General features: G+C 34.2%; 20 protein-coding genes, 4 tRNA genes and 1 riboswitch. Of the genes, 1 reads left to right on the forward strand and 23 read right to left on the reverse strand.

The genetic code is table 11. The annotated features are described in order from the left end of the window. Nucleotides 1-13: 13 nt before the first annotated feature. The 15 genes from rplV to K337_RS0100505 form a co-directional block, all read right to left on the reverse strand. Entirely contained in the window at nucleotides 14-346 is a 333-nt protein-coding gene (gene rplV, locus K337_RS0100430; protein WP_028854867.1) for a 50S ribosomal protein L22, read from the reverse strand. Between the two features lie 36 nt (nucleotides 347-382). Next, nucleotides 383-664 (reverse strand): 30S ribosomal protein S19, encoded by a 282-nt coding sequence (gene rpsS / locus K337_RS0100435; protein ID WP_028854868.1) that lies wholly within the window; start codon nucleotides 662-664, stop codon nucleotides 383-385. Between the two features lie 21 nt (nucleotides 665-685). Then, a complete protein-coding gene (rplB, locus tag K337_RS0100440) occupies nucleotides 686-1,519 on the reverse strand; it encodes a 50S ribosomal protein L2 (protein WP_028854869.1) in 834 nt (277 codons plus the stop codon). A 55-nt stretch (nucleotides 1,520-1,574) separates the two neighbouring features. Beyond that, entirely contained in the window at nucleotides 1,575-1,862 is a 288-nt protein-coding gene (rplW, locus tag K337_RS0100445; protein ID WP_028854870.1) for a 50S ribosomal protein L23, read from the reverse strand. Continuing rightward, nucleotides 1,862-2,494, reverse strand: coding sequence for a 50S ribosomal protein L4 (gene rplD, locus K337_RS0100450; protein ID WP_028854871.1), 633 nt, complete (start codon nucleotides 2,492-2,494; stop codon nucleotides 1,862-1,864). Before rplD ends, rplW begins: the two co-directional genes overlap by 1 nt. A gap of 30 nt (nucleotides 2,495-2,524) precedes the next feature. Then, entirely contained in the window at nucleotides 2,525-3,151 is a 627-nt protein-coding gene (gene rplC / locus K337_RS0100455) for a 50S ribosomal protein L3 (RefSeq protein WP_028854872.1), read from the reverse strand. A 165-nt stretch (nucleotides 3,152-3,316) separates the two neighbouring features. Further along, on the reverse strand, nucleotides 3,317-3,625 hold the full coding sequence (gene rpsJ, locus K337_RS0100460) for a 30S ribosomal protein S10 (protein WP_028854873.1): 309 nt from the start codon (nucleotides 3,623-3,625) through the stop codon (nucleotides 3,317-3,319). Nucleotides 3,626-4,239: 614 nt separating this feature from the next. Next, on the reverse strand, nucleotides 4,240-4,878 hold the full coding sequence (locus K337_RS0100465) for a hypothetical protein (protein ID WP_156877290.1): 639 nt from the start codon (nucleotides 4,876-4,878) through the stop codon (nucleotides 4,240-4,242). A 390-nt stretch (nucleotides 4,879-5,268) separates the two neighbouring features. Next, the gene (locus K337_RS0100475; RefSeq protein WP_028854875.1) at nucleotides 5,269-6,633 is read right to left on the reverse strand and encodes an APC family permease; all 1,365 of its coding nucleotides are present in this window, start codon (nucleotides 6,631-6,633) and stop codon (nucleotides 5,269-5,271) included. Nucleotides 6,634-6,767: 134 nt separating this feature from the next. After that, on the reverse strand, nucleotides 6,768-7,328 hold the full coding sequence (locus K337_RS17370) for a regulatory protein RecX (protein ID WP_051251544.1): 561 nt from the start codon (nucleotides 7,326-7,328) through the stop codon (nucleotides 6,768-6,770). Then, nucleotides 7,300-8,367 carry a recombinase RecA gene (gene recA / locus K337_RS0100485; RefSeq protein WP_028854876.1) on the reverse strand — a complete coding sequence of 356 codons (1,068 nt, stop codon included), beginning with the start codon at nucleotides 8,365-8,367 and terminating at the stop codon, nucleotides 7,300-7,302. Before recA ends, K337_RS17370 begins: the two co-directional genes overlap by 29 nt. Nucleotides 8,368-8,655: 288 nt before the next feature. After that, nucleotides 8,656-8,729, reverse strand: a tRNA-Cys gene (locus K337_RS0100490). A gap of 27 nt (nucleotides 8,730-8,756) precedes the next feature. Continuing rightward, nucleotides 8,757-8,832: transfer RNA gene (locus K337_RS0100495), tRNA-Phe, on the reverse strand. Nucleotides 8,833-8,840: 8 nt separating this feature from the next. Further along, nucleotides 8,841-8,917: transfer RNA gene (locus K337_RS0100500), tRNA-Asp, on the reverse strand. A gap of 24 nt (nucleotides 8,918-8,941) precedes the next feature. Then, nucleotides 8,942-9,017: transfer RNA gene (locus K337_RS0100505), tRNA-Val, on the reverse strand. 362 nt (nucleotides 9,018-9,379) lie between these two features. On the opposite strand from K337_RS0100505, the gene K337_RS17375 reads away from it, so the two are divergent. Beyond that, a complete protein-coding gene (locus K337_RS17375) occupies nucleotides 9,380-10,714 on the forward strand; it encodes a PhoH family protein (protein ID WP_037029019.1) in 1,335 nt (444 codons plus the stop codon). 316 nt (nucleotides 10,715-11,030) lie between these two features. Here K337_RS17375 and K337_RS19705 read toward each other — a convergent pair whose 3' ends face one another. The 8 genes from K337_RS19705 to K337_RS0100550 all read right to left on the reverse strand — a co-directional run bounded on the left by K337_RS19705 (nucleotide 11,031) and on the right by K337_RS0100550 (nucleotide 19,538). Next, nucleotides 11,031-11,954: an EamA family transporter gene (locus tag K337_RS19705; protein ID WP_028854877.1), complete on the reverse strand. Its 924-nt coding sequence runs from the start codon at nucleotides 11,952-11,954 to the stop codon at nucleotides 11,031-11,033. A 39-nt stretch (nucleotides 11,955-11,993) separates the two neighbouring features. After that, a riboswitch (purine riboswitch) is annotated at nucleotides 11,994-12,095 on the reverse strand. Between the two features lie 67 nt (nucleotides 12,096-12,162). Continuing rightward, nucleotides 12,163-13,002 carry a carboxylating nicotinate-nucleotide diphosphorylase gene (nadC, locus tag K337_RS0100520; protein WP_028854878.1) on the reverse strand — a complete coding sequence of 280 codons (840 nt, stop codon included), beginning with the start codon at nucleotides 13,000-13,002 and terminating at the stop codon, nucleotides 12,163-12,165. Next, a complete protein-coding gene (locus tag K337_RS0100525) occupies nucleotides 12,980-14,305 on the reverse strand; it encodes an L-aspartate oxidase (protein ID WP_028854879.1) in 1,326 nt (441 codons plus the stop codon). Before K337_RS0100525 ends, nadC begins: the two co-directional genes overlap by 23 nt. Nucleotides 14,306-14,307: 2 nt before the next feature. Then, nucleotides 14,308-15,210, reverse strand: coding sequence for a quinolinate synthase NadA (nadA, locus tag K337_RS0100530; protein ID WP_028854880.1), 903 nt, complete (start codon nucleotides 15,208-15,210; stop codon nucleotides 14,308-14,310). A 253-nt stretch (nucleotides 15,211-15,463) separates the two neighbouring features. Next, on the reverse strand, nucleotides 15,464-15,829 hold the full coding sequence (locus K337_RS0100535) for a DUF6672 family protein (protein WP_028854881.1): 366 nt from the start codon (nucleotides 15,827-15,829) through the stop codon (nucleotides 15,464-15,466). After that, a complete protein-coding gene (locus K337_RS0100540) occupies nucleotides 15,829-16,932 on the reverse strand; it encodes an ABC transporter permease (protein WP_028854882.1) in 1,104 nt (367 codons plus the stop codon). The genes K337_RS0100535 and K337_RS0100540 overlap by 1 nt, the downstream gene beginning before the upstream one ends. Then, a complete protein-coding gene (locus K337_RS0100545; protein WP_028854883.1) occupies nucleotides 16,922-17,959 on the reverse strand; it encodes an ABC transporter permease subunit in 1,038 nt (345 codons plus the stop codon). The genes K337_RS0100540 and K337_RS0100545 overlap by 11 nt, the downstream gene beginning before the upstream one ends. Then, nucleotides 17,946-19,538, reverse strand: a complete 1,593-nt coding sequence (locus K337_RS0100550; RefSeq protein WP_028854884.1) for a sugar ABC transporter ATP-binding protein — start codon at nucleotides 19,536-19,538, stop codon at nucleotides 17,946-17,948. The genes K337_RS0100545 and K337_RS0100550 overlap by 14 nt, the downstream gene beginning before the upstream one ends. Nucleotides 19,539-19,580: the final 42 nt, after the last annotated feature.

Here is a 19,580-nt window from a genome sequence, read left to right on the forward strand (position 1 = left end):
TTACCTCCCTGATTTACTTCTCTGATACTGCTACAACGATGTGTGCTGTAGGTTTTCTGATTATGTCTGCTTTACCCATTGCTCTTGGCTTTATTCTCTTCAATACTGGTCCTTCATTGATCATTATTGTAGAAACAACTAATTTTTCTTCATCCATTTCATGGTTGTTAGTTGCGTTAGCGATAGCTGATGATAAAGTTTTCTTTATTGTTACTGCTGATTTCTTGTTTGCGAATTCAAGGATGTCTAACGCTTCTAACGCTGATTTTCCTCTTATTAAGTCCGCTACTAATCTTGCTTTTCTTGGAGATAATCTCACATATCTAGTTATTGCTCTAGCTTCCACTAGTATAACCTCCCTTATCATATCCTAATTGATACATTATTTTTTCTTTTTCTTTTTATCTACACCATGACCGTAATAAGTTCTAGTAGGTGAAAATTCTCCTAACTTATGTCCAACCATATACTCTGTTACGTGAACAGGTACATGCTTTTTACCGTTATAAACTCCAAATGTTAATCCAATGAAGTTAGGAAATATAGTTGATCTTCTTGACCAAGTTTTGATTACCGCTTTCATGTTATCCGCCGCTACTGCCGCTTCAACTTTCTTCATTAAGTGATGATCACAAAAAGGTCCTTTTTTTAATGATCTTGCCATTAGTCAGTGCCTCCTCTCAAATTACTTTTTCTTCTTTCTTCTTACGATGAATTTATCAGATGCTTTATTTGTTCTAGTTTTCTTACCTAAAGTAGGTTTTCCCCAAGGAGTAACAGGTGATTTTCTACCAATTGGTGATCTACCTTCTCCTCCACCATGTGGATGATCACAAGGGTTCATTGCTGATCCTCTTACGTGTGGTCTTCTTCCCATGTTTCTGTTTCTACCTGCTTTACCTATTGAAACTAATTGATGTTCAGCATTTCCAATCTCACCAATAGTTGCCATACATTCTTTATGAATTAATCTTAATTCTCCAGAAGGTAATTCGATATGACAGTAAGTTCCTTCTTTAGCAACTAATCTAGCTGAAGTTCCTGCAGATCTTACTAATTGTCCACCTTTAGCAATTTGTAATTCAACGTTATGGATTTGCGTTCCTACTGGCATATCCTTTAACTTAAGTGCGTTTCCTGGCTTGATTTCTGCGTTAGCTCCTGCCATTACAACGTCTCCAGCTACTAACCCTTTAGGAGCTAAGATATATCTCTTTTCTCCATCTACATAATGTAATAAAGCGATGTTTGCTGTTCTGTTTGGGTCATATTGAATAGATGCTACCTTTGCAGGTATGTCTAATTTATTTCTTTTGAAATCAATTATTCTATACATTCTCTTGTGACCTTTTTGTCTGTTTCTACCTGTTCTGTGACCATAGTTATCTCTACCGTACGCTGAGTTTAAAGGTACAGTTAAAGATTTTTCAGGTCTAACATTTTTATCTAATTCTTCACTAACTAGGTAAGACATATGTCTCGTACCGTTAGTCATAGCTTTCATCTTTCTGATTGCCATTTCTATTAACCTCCATTGACCTATAAATATCTTATATTTTTAAAATTTTGTTCAATTAAACTGTTTCGAAGTAAGTTATTGCATTTCCTGCAGCTAATGTTACAACAGCTTTTTTCTTTGCAGCAGTCATGTACAACTTTTGTCCATGTCTAGCTGAAACTGATTTGATGTTAGATGTAGCTACATCAGTTACCTTTACATTAAAGATAGTTTCGATAGCTTTTCTTATTTCAATTTTGTTAGCCTTTTTATTTACTTCAAAAGTGAATTTATTGAATTCTCTTCTTAAAATTTCAGATTTTTCAGTGATGATAGGCTTTTTGATGATATCGTAAGCAGTCATTATCCTAGCACCTCCTCAAGAGTCGTTAAAGCATCCTTAGTAATGATTACTTGGTTTTGCTTTAATAACCAGTATACACCTAATTCATTTGGTTGTAATACAACTGCATTTTCTAGGTTTCTAGCTGATAAATATAAGTTGAAGTCTTCTTTGTTAGCTAAGTCATTTACTACGAATAATTGCTTATTAGTAGCTTTTAAAGCAGTTGTTAACGAAACGATTGCTTTTGTCTTAGGTGCATCAAATGTTGCATCTAATACTAAGATATCTCCGTTAGCTACTTTAGCTGATAAAGCTGATTTTAAAGCTAAGCTTCTTACTTTCTTATTTACTTTCTTTTCAAATGATCTTGGTGACGGACCGAATGTAACTCCTCCACCTACCATATGAGGGGCTCTGATAGTACCTTGTCTAGCTCTACCTGTTCCCTTTTGTCTGAAAGGCTTTCTTCCTCCACCTCTCACCATTCCTCTTGTCTTAGTTGATGCAGTCCCTTGTCTTGCAGCAGCTAATTCAGCAGTTAACACTTCGTGTAAAACTGTTTTATTAGGCTCAATCGCGAATACTGTGTCTTTAACTTCTACAGTACCAGTTTGAGCACCTGTAACATCATATATATTTAAAACTGACATTGTTGTCCTCCTCTCTTATTTCCTTCTAAATTATTTTTTGATAGCTGGCTTAATTACGATGTATCCGTTCTTTGGTCCTGGAACCGCACCTTTTACTAATAATAAGTTGTTTTCAACATCAACTTTTACTAATTCTAAGTTTTGAACAGTTACTTGTGCATTACCATATCTTCCCATCATTTTCATACCTTTGAATACTTTAGAAGGGTTTGAAGATTGACCAATTGATCCTCCAAGTCTATGATTTCTTGAAACACCATGAGTTGCTCTGTTTCCGCTGAAGTTATGTCTCTTCATTACACCGGCAGTACCTTTACCTTTTGAAGTACCTGTGATGTCTACGAAGTTAGTTCCTTCTAAAACGTCTACTTTTAACTCTTGCCCTAATTCATAACCTTCTACTGAGTCTACTTTAAGTTCTTTAACAAATCTTTGAGATTTAACTCCAGCTTTGTTGAAGATTCCCATAAGTGGCTTAGTAGTGTTCTTCTCTTTCTTTTCTCCGAAACCTAATTGAATAGCTGAGTACCCTTCTTTTTCTACAGTTTTCTTTTGTAAAACATAGTTAGGACCTGCTTCGATTACTGTTACTGGAACAGCTTTTCCACCTTCGAAAATTTGAGTCATTCCGATTTTTTTACCTAAAATTCCTGACATATTCTGTCTACCTCCATCAAATAATATATTGGTTAGCAACTTCGCCTCGTGGTTCCTATGTTTTCTTTTTACAGAAAACAGCTTATTACTGCCAACTTGTATTATTCTGTAAAGCAATCTAAAATGTGATTTTTAAATTACCTAACAAAACGAAACCATTAGTAATTAAACTTGTTTGATTTCAATACCTACACCAGCTGGTAAGTTAACTGCAGTTAAAGATGAAATAGTCTTTTGAGTAGCGTCTTTAATCTCAACCATTCTTCTGTGAACTCTCATTTCGAATTGTTCTCTAGAAGCTTTGTTAACGTGAACTGATCTTAATACAGTGTGCTTCTTAATCTTTGTTGGTAAAGGCATTGGCCCAGCGATTTCCGCTCCAGATTTTTTAGCAACGTCTGCGATTTTTGCTGCTGATTGATCTAATAATTTATGATCATAAGCATTTAAATAGATTCTTAACTTTGATGCCATTTGTATATTGCACCTCCCGTCTTGTAATGTTTTATAGTTTTTAAGGTCAACTATCTTTCACAACCCAAATATTATATCACACTTTCTAAAAAATGCAAAATGTTTTTTGTGTTATAAACCTTTTTTATGACTGTGGGGATCACCAAGCTTTTTAGCGGTCCGCTTCTTAAATACTTAGTTAGTTTATCAAAAACAAGGGGAAAGATACAGGACAAAAGTCCGGTTTAGAAGTTTTTGTTTTTAGGATATTTTTTTTAATGGTACTAAATTTCAAGAAACCACACTTAACACTTTTTTATACACATATGTTTCCATATATATAGTATGTTTTTGTAGTAAGATATCTTCTTTCATTTATTTAGAAATCAAATTCAAAAACATTCTTCCCCTTACTTTCTCTTGAAAGAAAGTAACAAAATTCAATGCTTTCCGATACTTTTCTCTTGAAAGAAAAGTATCCAAAAGTTCAAGACTCATTAAAAATTTCTACTCCGCAATAAAAAAGCCTGGAAAAATCAAATCGATGCTCAAATTTTAAGTAAGTCGTTGAGTATTTTCCTGGCTTCTTCTGCATGCTTCATTTACCAAATTTTTAAAATGTCATTTTTAAATTATCACAAACCATTTATCTCCTTTTTAATTTTTTCCAGTAATCCTTTAGATTTATCTATTATTTCAAAACCTTTTCCATTCAAATTCATATCCAACAGATGATACTTCCACATTTCTTCCCATTTTTCTTCCCGCTGTGTTCCGAGAAGTTTCTCCCCTATACCTTCTATTATTTTTTTCATTTCTTTCTCGATCTCATCAGAAGGTATTTCTCCTTCTTTACATCTAACCATATTGTATATCTCTATATCTTTCTGTTTTAATTTTTCATTACCTTTAAGAGATTCAAATAAAACTTTTCTCTTCTTTTTATTTTTCAACAAATAATTATAATCTTCCAAAGTATCAACAAGCAATCTCTCCATTTTCAAAACATCTTCTCCAATATTATTTCCAAATTCCATTATTACATTTAAATTATTATCAATAAATTGACTTTTAAATTTAGTAAACACTCTAGATTCTCCCTTATAACTACCCCAAGAAGTTAAATATAATAAATTAAGTTGCATGTTACGTGCACAATCATTCTTTTCCGCCCCTTTACTATTTTCTTCCAAGACAAACTTCAAATATTTTAAAATCCCTAATTTCCTCTCCCTCTCTTTTCTTTTTTCATCTTCCCTTCTATGTTTTTCCAACTTACGAAGTTGATAATAAACTCCTACCAAAGTCAAAATAGCTCCTATATACCCTCCTAAAAATCCTAAATGTTCACTATCTTTAACTATAATAAAAATAAATTTTGGTATTAATACAAATATGATTATTCCCCAAAATAGTATATATTTACGATTCTTTTTTATCCATTTAATTTCTTCAGAAAATCGTTTCATACCCACCTCCCTGCACCCTGAAATAATTCCACTATAATACACTTACTCTTTTCTAAGGTTTTTCCTCTTAAACTGCTAATATCCTGCACTTTAGCTCCACCTTGATCAAGGAAGAAACTATCAAAAGGGAGAGATCTAAAACCAGACAACTAAAAAAAGGACTGGAAAACCAATCCAATCCTTTTAATTATAATTCTATTTTGAAGACTTCAATTTATTTAAAAACCCCAAGGCAATAACAACTGCCGAGATCATTATATACAATACTGCCTTATCGTTACTCAAGAAAAACGCCACGATTACAAACATTTGTCCTATCGCTGCTATGATTGGAGCAACCAAACCCTGGAATTTATTAACTTTCTTTTCTACAAATAATTTAAAAGAAATAAAGAATACCAATAAATAAAATGCCGAATTTAACATCATTGGGATGTCATCAATTGTAATCCCTTTTAAAGCTTCGACACTTCCAGTAGATTGGAGTGCATACAGACTGATATACATCAAAGTTCCAACAAATATGAATTTCGACGCATTAAATGGTGTACCTGTTTTTGAAAGTTGCTTTAACTTATCTGAACCAATTAGGTGTGCATCACACGCTAATTTATGCGTATAACAAGTTCCTGCCATAAATATTGCATTGGCTGTCCCTAATACAGATATTAAAACACCTGTTAACACTAATTTTTCACCCATATCTCCAAATAAATTTCTAGCAATCATTCCAACATGAGAATCTCCATATTTCAATATATCCGCCGGTGACATCAACGCATTCACTCCTACAAAATAAGCTATATAGATAACCGATGTAATAACTACCGACCATACAAATATAAAGGGAAGATTCTTTTTTGGATCCTCTATATCTTTTGAAAGAGCTCCAACTGATATCCACCCATCGAACGCAAATGCCATAGATAACATCGGCGCAAACAAAAGTGCTAGTGTCGTAGGTTCTTTCTCAAATATATTCGGAAGCACATGTGCTGATAACTCTCCTGGATTTCCAAATATAATTCCTGCTACAGCTATCACTATCAATGGAATTACTTTTATAGATGTTGAAGTAGCTGAAATTGTTGCTGCTATCTTTGTAGACACTTTATTCCATACGAACATTGCAACAAGTAATCCTATAGCTATCCCGTGAATCACTATTGGCGACCCATTTATTCCAAACAACTGAGAAAAATACCCTGCAAATACAATTGAAACAATCCCTCCTAAAATCGGAGCATAAACTACTATCTGATACCAACCAATTATAAACTCTAAAGTTCTACCTATTTTTTCTCCAAACCATTTTGAAAAATAGTGCCCGATATAACCGACAAATCCGCCTTCTATATTTTCTTGTGATGCTATTCCTGCAATAGCAACTCCTGCAAATATTAATGTAGTTGCTGTTATTAACCAAGCTAGTATTGATATAACTACATTCCCTCCTGTGACACCGATAATATTATCAGCCCTAAAAAATATCCCTGACCCCACCATAAATCCTATAGCAGTCAACAACGCTTTACTCTTAGATATTGTTTGTTTTTTCACCAAAATTTTCCTCCTATAAAATAAATTTGTATTTTTTTTACTGTCTAATATAACATTCACGCCTAATTTTGTAAACTTTTTTTCATTATAGTGAACATTTTTGTATTTTTATGCAAAAAAAAGGATTAGACTCTTTAGTCTAATCCTTTCATCACATCCAGTATATCCCCTAATTTAAAACCTCTCCTCATAAAATAGGCAACCTGTTTATCCCTCTCTTTATTCTTTACCTTATAAAATAAATCTGAAATCATCTTCTTCTCGTCCACTTTCTCCTCACCATAGATACTTTCTATAGTGGAGGAGTCTATTCCTTTAAGATGAAGTTCATACTCTATCCTCTTTCTGCCTAAGCTTTTTTTAGAATTTATATAAGACTCCGCATAACTGTAGTCATCTAAGTACCCTAACTCAGATAATTTAGAAATCACTTTTTGCAATTGACCTTCAACTGCGGAACTTCTCTTATATTTCATTCTGAACTTTTGCAGAAGTTCCCTTACCGTATAATCACGTTTAGACAATAAAAAATACGATTTTGAAAGAGCCGAATCATAGATGATATTGTGATATTCTTCTATACTAATCTCACCATCAGTTTTTATCCCATATTTAGCCTTTATATCTCTATTTATATCTATGACTTCATCATTTTCGAGATATACCTTATTCTTCTGAAATTTCAGTATTTTCATTTACAACCTTTTCCTCTATTACTGGATATAAAATCACATTTACTTCTTTCTCTATCTGACCTAAAAGATCCTTATCTTCCTCTAATCTAGCTTTTACATTCTCTCTACCTTGACCCAATCTAATATCCCCATAACTAAACCATGCTCCTGATTTGGCTACAATATCATTCTCAATACCTAGATCTAATATTTCTCCTACTCTGGAAATTCCTTTTCCATACATTATTTGAAACCCTGCTTCTTTAAATGGAGGAGCTATCTTATTTTTAGTTACCTTTACCTTAGTTTCATTACCTAAAATATCGTCACCTTGTTTTACAGATCCAACTCTTTTTATCTCAAGTCTTACCGATGAATAGAATTTTAGTGCCCTACCACCTGTTGTTGTTGTTTGAGGTCCAAATCCAAATCCGCCAATTTTTTCCCTTATTTGGTTGATAAATATCATAGTAGTTTTCGATTTATTCAGGTTAGCTGTCAATTTTCTTAACGCCTTAGACATCAATCTTGCCTGTAATCCCATTTGCTGGTCACTCATCTCACCATCGATCTCGACCTTTGGTACCAATGCTGCTACCGAGTCAACAACTATTATATCCACTGCTCCTGATCTTACTAACATATCCGCAATTTCCAATGCTTGTTCCCCAAAATCAGGTTGAGATATCAATAATTCTTCTACATCCACCCCTAAAGCCTTTGCGTATTTAGGATCTAGTGCGTGTTCTGCATCTATAAACGCAGCTATTCCACCCATCTTCTGTGCTTCTGCTATAGCATGAAGAGCTATAGTTGTTTTACCTGAACTCTCAGCCCCATAAACCTCAACAACTCTACCTCTAGGAAATCCTCCTAGTCCCAATGCTCTATCTAAATTTATACTTCCAGTAGGTATTACCTCTACATTCATATGGGCATTTTCTCCCATTTTCATTATAGACCCATCACCGTATTCTTTCTTTATCTGTTTCATCGCAAGTTCTAACGCTTTATTTTTATCTACCGTTTCTTTTTTCTTAGTCATTTTTTCTTTAGCCATCTTTTCACCTCATTTGAATTTTCTTTATAAGAATAGTTTACTATATTATCCCCTTCTTTACAATTAAAGTTATATCAATATATATATACCTTTCACCACTTAATACAGATAATCCCAGCTATACCTGATTAAACTAAAGAAAAAATTTATACCTCACATTAAAAAACCACCAAGATCGGTGGTTTTTTAATTATTATTTAATATATACCCTGAATTTATAAAGTCTAATCTTATAACTATTAAAAATTAAAAAAACCAGTCAAAAGACTGGTTTAAAATTCTATAAATTGGAGGCGACGACCAGATTCGAACTGGTGATGGAGATGTTGCAGACCTCTGCCTTACCACTTGGCGACGTCGCCGTTATTTATTATTAATCTTATATAAAATGGTGCCTTGACGCGGAATCGAACCACGGACACGAGGATTTTCAGTCCTCTGCTCTACCGACTGAGCTATCAAGGCATCATATATGGCGGGAGTGACGAGACTCGAACTCGCGACATCCTGCGTGACAGGCAGGCACTCTAACCAACTGAGCTACACCCCCATAGATGATATATAAGATTTTAAATGGTGCTCACAACTGGACTTGAACCAGTGACCCCCTGCTTGTAAGGCAGGTGCTCTCCCAACTGAGCTATGCGAGCTTTCGTTTTTTCAGAACTCATTTAGTATACTATAAGTGGTTTTTGTTTGCAAGTTTTTTTTTACTTTTTTTTAAAAAAACTATTTTTTTTTCTATAAAAAACGATTTTTTTTGAAAATCAATAGAAAATAATCAGCCTAACCCCTTGTAAAGCCTAGCATCTAATCCATCTATGTGATTTTCACCGAATATGTAAATTATAATTATAATTTTCTAAAAAAAATCAAATAATTTAACCTTCTAATTAATAATTAATAACTTTTTTCGTCCTTTGTATAATTCAAACTAAAGTTTTCCTGTCCACCTTGCCATTTGACATATTAAATACTATACTTGTATCAACAAAATTAGGAGGTATAACTCATGAACTCATACATAGTCGATACTAACGTTATAATTGCCAACCCATTCTTTATGAGGGATTTTAATGATTGTGAGATAATCATTCCTATCTACGTACTAGAAGAATTAGATAAAATTAAATCTAGAGAAGGAAACAGTGGATTTCGTGCCAGACAATTTTTTAGATTTTTTAAAGAGATCGAAAAAACTGGAAACCTTATAGAAGGAATAGCAATCAATAATAAGGTTATTTTAAAAACAGAGATTCAGGGTGACCTTTCCCTTATTCCCAATGGTTTGGACCCAAACTATGTGGATAATAAGATCTTAGCCCTTATGATGATGGCAAAATATAAAGAAAAAACCCTTTTAACTAACGATGTCAGTATGAGGGTCAAAGCTTCCTCCCTGGGGATAAAATGCCTTATCTTAGATGCTTCTGATAAACATAAATTAGATGATCTCTATACAGGGGTTATCACTTGTGAGGTTACCTCTGAGATGGTAAAAAAATTCTATACAGCTAAGGAGATCTCCCTAGAAGACCTAAAAATTAATTCTATGAACCCCAACCAATTTTTTTATGGCTATACAGAATTTTCATACAACCAGATTGTTGGTAAATTTGATGAAAAAAGAAATAAGGTTATAAGATTAAAATATGATGACGCCAAAATATACGGGATTTCTCCTAAGGATGTCAGACAAAAATTCGCTATCGACGTTCTTCTTGATCCCAAGATTCCATTTATAACAATCACCTCCAGGCAGGGGTGTGGTAAAACTCTTTTAGCAGTTGCAGCAGCCTTGGAGCAGGTATTAGAAGGCAGTCGTTATGAAAAGATATTGATCGGTAAAAATACGGCACCTGTAGATAAGTGGAGTTACCAGGGATTCACTACTGGAGATACTGAAGAGAAATTATTGACCCATTTTGCCAACTACACCACTACTTTTGAAAACATTCAGCATTTGAGAGGAAAAAAACCTCGTAAAGGGGTAGAAATTTTACAGGGATTGATGGATCAGGATAAGGTAGAAGTTTTGGATATCTCCTCTATTCTGGGATCAAGTTTTCTCAACAAAATAGTTGTAATAGATGAAGCCCAATCATTTGATATCCACGCTATGAGATCTATGATCACTAGGATAGGAGAAGGGAGTAAGTTGATTCTAATAGGGGATATCGCTCAGCAGACAATCTCTAGATTAGATCCAGACAAATCAGGTCTCTACGCATCTATTGAATGGCTGAAAAAGCTCCCAGAAACTGCCCATATCACATTAAATAAAGTTCATAGAAGTGAATTTGTAGATAAAGCCAGCTTGATCTTTGATAAGAAGATTTTTGGATAAAAGCTTTCTGATACTTTTTTTGATCCACGAATACCCAATTTATTTCTATTGAAAAAAATTAAGATGTGGAATAAAAGTATCCAAAAATTCAAGACTCTACAAAAATTATTATTTCATAATTAAAAAAGATTAGAAAAATCGAATCGCTTGCTTAAATTTACTGCAAGTCGTCGAATATTTTCTAATCTTTTCTCTCATATTTCATCTATATAATTTTTATAATGTCATTCGAGCTTCTTTTATATTACTTCGATCTCCCCCTATGAGGGTCTTATTTCAACTTTAAATTTTTACACTTAATACTTGATAAAAAAATTTATGCAATTTTATGTTTAAGTTCAAACTTTTTTTGAATATATCTCGGGAAGACAATTCCAAATAAAATTATTAAAATTCCAACCCACTGAATCATCGATGAACGTTCATGTAATATCGTCACAGAGGCCAGTGTGGCTACTGGAAGCTCTATCGATGCAAGGATCGAGGTTAAACCTACCCCAACAACAGGAACACCTATTGAAAAAAACAACGGTGGGATAATCGTTCCAAATAAGGCTACTGCTACCCCATACTTTAATAGTGGTAAAACTATTTTAATATCTCCAAGAAATGTAGGTGGGAATAAAACCACTATAAAAGTAAGAGCTCCTGTCAGCATTAATGCACTTCTTTGAATTGGATCCACATTTAAAGCTACTTTCCCACTAACAAAGGTAAAAGCTGTATATGAACATGCTGCAAGAAGTCCATAGACTATACCTAAAAATGTTAAACTACTCAATCCCCCATCAAAAACATTAGATGAAAATGCTGTTCCTATTAAAAGTAATATAATCGATATCACCTGAGTCTTAGAAGGCAATTTTTTTTCCAAAACACACTCCACTAAATTTCCCATCCATGTAAATTGAAAAAGTAACAATATAGCCATTGAAGCTGGAATTTCCTGAACAGATTTATAATAAATTATACTGGTCAATCCAATTGGAATCCCTGTAAATATCAATTTTATTGCTTCACTTCTATTAAAATTTATCCTATATTCTTTATTTATTAATTTTTTAAAAAACACCATAAGCCATAAAACTAAACACCCTATTCCTGCTTGAGAAAATACAATCTGTCCCAATGTAAATCCCTCACCATAAGCCAGTTTCACAAAAGTTGAAAGAACCCCATAACTCACAGCACCCAATAAAACAAAGATAATATACTTCGTTGTTGATTCATTTTTTTCCATCTTTCCATCTCCTAATTTTTTAATAATTCTATAAAAAAAAGGGCACACATGTGCGCCCATAGAAAGAAGATTTTTGCTCTTCTAGTAGATACTCTTTTAGCATATTTAAAAGATTATATGGAATTACTTATTTTTATATCCATTAAAAACAGTACCATAATTCCCAAACTTTTTCAATCTTTATAAAGCTCTAGTACCTACTAAAAAATTATTTCAACTTTAAATTTTTCATACTTATATCAAGGGATGTATATGAATGAGTAAGAGCTCCTGAAGAGATATAATCTACTTTCAATCCTCTAATCTCTGTTATCCTTCCTTCATCTACATTTCCTGATATCTCAACTATGGCTTTACCACCTATTATCTCAATGGCTTTACCCATAGTTTCTACATCCATATTATCCAGCATTATGATGTCTGCTCCTACCTCTACAGCTTCCCTTACCTGATCCAGACTTTCAGTCTCTACCTCTATCTTTTTAACAAAGGGATGATTTCCCCTCACAGCTAATACCGCTTTAGTCAGACTGCCACCAGCAGCCATTATATGATTATCTTTAATCATAGCCATATCCATAAGATTATATCTATGGTTATTACCTCCTCCAACTTTTACCGAATATTTTTCCAAATATCTCAAATTGGGAGTTGTCTTTCTGGTATCCATGAGTTTTATCCCTGTTCCATCTAGGACCTTCACCATCTTATTAGTTTTAGTAGCTATCCCTGACATCCTTTGAATCAAGTTTAAAGCTACCCTCTCACCACTCAGTATATTCTTTGCTATTCCAGATATCTTAGCTATAATTTCTTTGGGTTTTACCACCGATCCTTCAGTAGTCATATACTCTATCTCTACGCCACCTAGGATATCGAAAGTTCTTTTGAAGATCTCCAATCCACAGATTATCCCCTCTTCCTTAGCTATCAAGTCTACCTCACATTTAGCTTCGGCACCTAAGATCGAGTTTGTCGTTATATCATCTATTACAGCGTCTTCCAATAGTGCATCTTTTATCACCTTATCTATTAACAGAAAGTTCATCTTTCAAATCCTCCCTAACCTTTAATATCTCATCTATAACCAGTTTTTTATTTTCTTCTTTTATCTTCTCTATATCTTTACAATTTTCTATCTTCAACTTTGCCTCACCACAAGGAAGTTTTTCCTTAAAAGCCCTGTCTTTTATTATTGTTTTATTTATGTGGTCAGCTACCCTATTTCCAAATACTAAACCCTCTAACAGGGAATTACTGGCAAGTCTATTTCTTCCATGAAGTCCTGTAAATGCAATCTCGCCACAGGCATATAGACCGTCCAGGCTGGTTTTCCCATCCATATCCACAGTAACTCCTCCCATAAAATAATGCTGGGAAGTTGTTACAGGGATCATGTCTTTTGCAAGATCATAGCCCTTCTCCAATAAATTTTGATATATCCCTTTGAATCTTACCTTTAAAAAATCACCCTTTAATTTTGTAGCATCTAAATATACATAGGGTGAATCTGTCTCTTTTTTCTTTGCTTCAATACTGGCTGCAACTACATCCCGGGGTAGGAGTTCATCTACAAATCTATTTCCTTCTAGATCTCTCAATTCAGCCCCTTCTCCCCTGAGGGATTCCGATATTAAAAACCGTCTTTCACTCTGAGGATCATAGAATGCTGTAGGATGGAATTGAATAGCACCTATATTAGATATCTCTACCCCATGTTTTTTTGAAAGAGCAATCCCTATTCCCTTGAGGTTTCTTCTATTGGTAGAATTTTTAAACAATCCTCCGATACCACCAGTAGCTAAGACCACTTTATTGCCTAAAAACTCTAATATTTCATTTTTTTTATTGATCCCTATAACACCGACTGCTTTTTGATTAGATATAAGTAAATCTAATATTTCAACCTCTGAGTAAGTCGTTATATTCCTTCTTCTTCTCATCTTTTCAGCTAATGTTAAAAAAATATGTTTTCCAGTTTGATCGTTAGAATACAAAATTCTTCTCTTAGAATGGGCAGCCTCTCTGGTATACAATAGATTTCCATTATCATCTCTGTTAAAGGGAACTCCCATAGATACTAATTTTTTTATATTTTTATCTGCTTCTTCAGCTATCAATTTCACCGTTTCTAAATTATTTTCATTCCCACCTGCATAGAGAGTATCCTCAATAAAAGACTCACTGTCCTCTTTCCCTCTAACTGTGGTTATTCCACCTTGGGCTAAATATGTATTACAACTCTCTAATTTATCGTTGGTAATTATTGCAACCTTTAAATCACTGCTAATATTAAGTGCTGTGTAGATCCCTGCTATCCCACTCCCACAAATTATCACATCATAATTCATATCTACCCTCCTGCATATTTATGCATATTTAGAAGAGAAACTTTAGCTTTTTTTATAAGTTCTTCATCCATTATTACCTCACATTTTTCATCTTCCAAAGCATCTATAATCGACTCTATAAACACTCTTTTCATAGGCGAACATACCATATATGGAAAATAAAAACTCTTCTCCGGACTGTCTTTTTTCAGCTGATGATGGATCCCTTTTTCAGTCACCACAATAAGTTCTTTATTAGGAGAAGTTTTAGCATAGTTTAATATTCCAGCTGTACTCCCTACATAGGTAGAGACATCTCTTATCTCTTTTTGACACTCTGGGTGAGCTAAAATTTCTATATCTCCATGTTCCTCTATCAATTTTTTTATATTTTCCAAAGTTACTTTATGATGCACATTACATTGACCATCAAATGGAATGATTTTTTTATCTGTCTGTTCCGCTACATATGAAGCCAAATTTTGATCCGGCACAAATATTATCTCAGCAGCATCTATATTTTCAACAATTTTTAGAGCTGAAGAAGATGTACAACAAGCATCTGATACTGCTTTTACTTCACTAGATGAGTTTATATAGGTTATTACTTTGGCATTTGGATGATTTTTTTTCATCTCCAATACCAATCCAGGGGTAGCTTGGTGTTCCATACAACAAGTCGCATCTCCATGAACTGGAAACAACACTTTCTTTTTTGGTGAAAGTATCTTAGCACTTTCAGCCATAAATTTTACACCACAGTATACGATTATATCAGCATCACTGTCCCTTCCTACTTCACTTAGATAATAAGAATCTCCTACATAGTCAGCAACATCCTGTACATCTGCATTTTGATAGTAATGAGCAAGAATTATTGCATTTTTCTCTTTTTTCAATTTCTTTAATTTCTCTAACTGATTCATATCGTCCCCCATTTTTTTTAGTTTAAAATGTGTCTACAATTTAAAGTCTAATACCTTTTCCCAATAATTTCAAGGGGTAAAAGTTAATTAAAATTATAAGTTATTTTTTTCTCAATCAAGTAAGGGAGACAAAAAATACTTTTTCTTGTAACGAATGACCTACAACTCTTTCTAGTGAAAAAATTAACTTTTATCATGGTTTTATTTTTAGAAAAAAATTCCCAGTTATTTTCATAACTGGGAATAATCTTAATTATTTTTTACTTTTTAACTCTTCGATCTTCATCCATGAATCATTTTCTATCATCGCAACGTTTATCGTTATTTTCTTACCCATCTTTGTTTTAAATTCTTTAACAACCTTTTTTTCTATTCCATCGGCACCTTTAAACCTAACCTCTATAGTATGGTTAACCCCCTTTAGATACTCTCTTTTTTTCTTCTTTTTCTTTATCTTAACTTCTTTTTTTCCATCTAGGATATAGTAGGCATTTTTAGGAGTATATTTTTCTCCTTTATTCTCTATAAATACTGCATGTTCCTTCCCGCTTATAAATAAAAATATTCCCAAAAGGATCATAGCTAGAACAACCCCTATTCTAGTAGCAATAGTTTTCATTATTTTTCACCTCCAGAAAGCTGTATATCCATCATCTTCTTCCTTTCAGCTTTATTCTCCTGTTCCCTTCTCCATTGATGTAATACCAGAGTCAAGGCTATTATTCCGTAGGAAATAAATACCCTGAAAAATTCTCCTATTTGAGCTGAGCCTACCAATTCCTTTCCTGCCCTTGGTGATATCACAAACATCAGATGAAATAATACTATCCCACCTAAGGCGTTAGGTATACTGGCTTTTGCAGCTGTTGCCCCACCTATTAGGATTGCTGCGATAGAGAACATCCCTATCTGTTCGTGACTGTTATATGTATTCATTGTTCCTATATTTTGCAAAAATATTATCTGACCTATAGAGGCTAATACAGTAGATATTACAATGGATAAGATCCTCGTTTTTTCTACAGCTATTCCTGCTGATTTGGCTATCTCCATATCCTGACCAATAGCTCTCATGTCTTGACCTAACTTTGTCTTCCTAAACCAGACTATAAATAAACATAGGGCTCCTATTATTAATATAGTCAAAAGAGGAATTGTAAATTCTCCTACCTTTACAACCATAGATTTATCTAATACCTGACGAATGCTCTTTAAGTCAATGGCATTTCTGATCCCGTATCCACGGCTCAATATTATTTTTTTATTTGTCATAGGAATGATATTTCCCATCCCATATAAAACTATCAGCTGATAGACACCATTTATAAAAAATCCCATGATTATAGAAGTTATCATCTCTCTACCCTTGGCTTTATTTAATATATATCCACCTAGGATACCCAATAAGACAGCAATAGGTAATGAGATTATGACTGCTAATAAAATTCCCTCCATCCCTACTATCCTCCAATCGGTAATAAAGATAAGACCCAGCTGTCCAGCCATAGCTCCTAAAACTATTCCGAAGTTTAGTCCCATTCCCGCAACTACCGGTATGATAAGAGAGAGTACCAAAAATGAATTTCTAGAAAGTCGAGATATCATCTCTTGAACTAAATATCCCCCTGAAAGACCAGAAATAGGGATAGCCATGACAATCATTATCAGTATTACTATCGGTACTATATTATTTATAAGAAACTTTTTACCCTTATTTTCCATTCTTTTTCCCCCCTTTCCTAGTCAAAGCATAGAGGATCATTCCATTTGAAATTATTATCCTCAGGGTTTCTGACATATCTGTTTTGACCAAGTTATTTATTACCGAAGGTGTCATTGTAAGGATCCCTTGGAATAAGAAAGTTCCTATCATTACGTTTATTACAGTTGCTTTATTTACAGAAGCTCCTCCTATAAGGATCGCTGCAATTGCCGGAAATGCCATATAAAATGGTGCTAAATACAGCTGGATAAATCCAAAACTCTGTTGATATACTATGATTCCTATAGCCGCTAACATCGTAGACATTATTACCGACTTAGTTCTTACTTTATCTATATTTACCCCAGTTGCCAGAGCAAATTTAGGATTAGCTCCTACAGCTTTCATTGCCAAACCTGATTTAGTTTTAAAGAATCCCCACATCAAGAATGCTAAAAAACCGAAGAATATTATCTCCCCAAAAGGTATCTTGTCTGCCATCGGGAAAATTTTATTCAATGCTCCCTGCCAGTAATTTTCTATACTTATTGTTGTACGAAGACCGGATCCTCCATATGCCCAGATCATATCCTGACTTTTAAAGGGTAATATAAGCCACATGATACACATAATTGCTACTGAAGAAAATCCTACATAGGTAGCGATCATCATCTCTCCACCCTTTACCCTATTTAATATCTGTGAATATCCCCATCCAAATACAACTGCAAATGGAATTGCCATTATAATAGCTCCCCAAAATCCTAAAACTCCAGTGAGTCCCATCTCCACACTGATTACCGCTCCAATCAATCCTGCTTCCACCCCTAGAGGCAGTCCAAAATTTAGTCCTGTTCCCGAATATATCATAGGCATAAGAGATAATACCAAGATAGCATTCATTCCAAACCTTATCAATGTATCACTTATAGAAGTCCCCAGATTTAAACCTACAAATGGAGCCACTACATACATACTCAAAAGAAACAGAGCTATTATTACCCTGGGCCATCCCATAGTTTCAATATAACTTTTAATTTTTTCCATCAGTTCCTCCTATCCCTACCATCAATTCTCCAAATTTAATTATATCTGCTTCTGGAGGCAGTATCCCAGCTACTTTACCCTCTGTTATTATAGCTATCCTGTCACTGATACCCCGGAGCTCCTCAAGCTCTGAAGAAGTTATAACTATCGTAGTACCATATTTTTCATTGTATTCCCGGAGAGTTTCCAAAACTAATTTTTTTGCTCCTACATCTATTCCCCTGGTCGGCTCCGAAACCATCAACAATTCAGGTTTCATAGTAAATGCCTTGGCCAGGCAGACTTTCTGCTGATTCCCCCCACTGAGTTCTCCAGCTGTCTGCTTAGAACTTATACATCTGATCTCTAATTTCTTTATATACTCCAATGCGTTTTTTTCCACATTTTTTTCATCGACCCACTCTACCAGACCTCCGAGATATTTTTTAATAAATTCATCCTTGATTTGGATTGCAGAGTAAGCTATATTATCTTCAATAGTTCCATCCAGGAGAAGCCCGACTCCCTTTCTGTCTTCCGACACCAAAAAAATACCATTTTCCAGGGGTAACTTAGGCTTATTCAGCTCTAAATTTTCCCCTTTAAAAGTTAATTTTCCTCCTGTGGTATAGAGCCCCATGACTCCATTGGCTATCCCCAATTTTCCCTGTCCTGCCATTCCGCCTATTCCCAAAATTTCACCTTTATATACTTTCAGATCTAATTTTTTTACTGTTTCTCCAGGCATATCTACCCAAAATTCATCTAATTCCAGCAGAACTTCCTTGTTTTCAGTTACTTTTTTTACCGCTTCTGATTCACTAAAACTTCTCCCGATCATCCATTCAGTTATTTCATGGGAGTTAGTTTTCTTTGTTTCTACCTCCTTTATTAAGATCCCATCCCGAAGAACTACTACCTTGTCACTTATTTCCATGATCTCATTTAATCTATGGGTTATGAAAACTATTGAGATCCCCTCATTGGCCAGTCGTTTCATCGTTTGCAATAGAATCTCTGCTTCCGATTCTGTGAGTACTGCTGTAGGTTCATCGAGCACCAATAACTTAGTATTTTCTCTTTCAATCTCACGAGCTATCTCTGTAAATTGTTTGTGTGCTACCGGCATCTCCTTTATTATAGTTTTTGGATCCATCTTTACACCTAGATGTCCCACTGCTATCCCTGCTCTGGCTTCCATCTCTAAACTATCTAATTTTTTTATCCTGTCTCCAAATAGAATTTCTAAAAAACTATTTTTAGTCGATTCCCTATTAAGAACTATATTTTCAGTAGCTTCAAATCCAGGTATCAGGGAAAATTCTTGATGTACCATCCCTATTCCTGCTTCCAAAGCATCAAATGGAGATTTAAAATCTATTTCCTTTCCTTCAAATTTTATACTCCCGCCATACCCACCTGTTTCACGAATTACAGGCATTCCAAATATAGTTTTCATTAGAGTCGACTTTCCCGCTCCATTTTCCCCTACTAAACCTATTATCTCACCCTTATTTATACTTATATTTATATCTTTCAACACGCAATTTTCGCCAAATGATTTGGATAAATTTTCTATCTTTAAAAGTAGTTCACTCACTCGTTTCCCCCTGTTTTCCGATTTAATGATAAAAAAGGGGCT

This window comes from Psychrilyobacter atlanticus DSM 19335, assembly GCF_000426625.1.
Lineage (GTDB): Bacteria > Fusobacteriota > Fusobacteriia > Fusobacteriales > Fusobacteriaceae > Psychrilyobacter > Psychrilyobacter atlanticus.

What these genes read in the sequence shown, in the direction of transcription:
- rpsS (WP_028854868.1), bottom strand. Translation starts at nt 664, where the DNA reads ATGGCAAGATCATTAAAAAAAGGACCTTTTTGTGATCATCACTTAATG.
- K337_RS0100545 (WP_028854883.1), bottom strand. Translation starts at nt 17,959, where the DNA reads ATGGAAAAAATTAAAAGTTATATTGAAACTATGGGATGGCCCAGGGTA.
- K337_RS0100535 (WP_028854881.1), bottom strand. Translation starts at nt 15,829, where the DNA reads ATGAAAACTATTGCTACTAGAATAGGGGTTGTTCTAGCTATGATCCTT.
- nadA (WP_028854880.1), bottom strand. Translation starts at nt 15,210, where the DNA reads ATGAATCAGTTAGAGAAATTAAAGAAATTGAAAAAAGAGAAAAATGCA.
- K337_RS0100540 (WP_028854882.1), bottom strand. Translation starts at nt 16,932, where the DNA reads ATGGAAAATAAGGGTAAAAAGTTTCTTATAAATAATATAGTACCGATA.
- recA (WP_028854876.1), bottom strand. Translation starts at nt 8,367, where the DNA reads ATGGCTAAAGAAAAAATGACTAAGAAAAAAGAAACGGTAGATAAAAAT.
- rplB (WP_028854869.1), bottom strand. Translation starts at nt 1,519, where the DNA reads ATGGCAATCAGAAAGATGAAAGCTATGACTAACGGTACGAGACATATG.
- K337_RS17370 (WP_051251544.1), bottom strand. Translation starts at nt 7,328, where the DNA reads ATGAAAATACTGAAATTTCAGAAGAATAAGGTATATCTCGAAAATGAT.
- rplC (WP_028854872.1), bottom strand. Translation starts at nt 3,151, where the DNA reads ATGTCAGGAATTTTAGGTAAAAAAATCGGAATGACTCAAATTTTCGAA.
- rplW (WP_028854870.1), bottom strand. Translation starts at nt 1,862, where the DNA reads ATGACTGCTTACGATATCATCAAAAAGCCTATCATCACTGAAAAATCT.
- K337_RS19705 (WP_028854877.1), bottom strand. Translation starts at nt 11,954, where the DNA reads ATGGAAAAAAATGAATCAACAACGAAGTATATTATCTTTGTTTTATTG.
- K337_RS0100525 (WP_028854879.1), bottom strand. Translation starts at nt 14,305, where the DNA reads ATGAATTATGATGTGATAATTTGTGGGAGTGGGATAGCAGGGATCTAC.
- rpsJ (WP_028854873.1), bottom strand. Translation starts at nt 3,625, where the DNA reads ATGGCATCAAAGTTAAGAATCTATTTAAATGCTTATGATCATAAATTA.
- rplD (WP_028854871.1), bottom strand. Translation starts at nt 2,494, where the DNA reads ATGTCAGTTTTAAATATATATGATGTTACAGGTGCTCAAACTGGTACT.
- K337_RS17375 (WP_037029019.1), top strand. Translation starts at nt 9,380, where the DNA reads ATGAACTCATACATAGTCGATACTAACGTTATAATTGCCAACCCATTC.
- nadC (WP_028854878.1), bottom strand. Translation starts at nt 13,002, where the DNA reads ATGAACTTTCTGTTAATAGATAAGGTGATAAAAGATGCACTATTGGAA.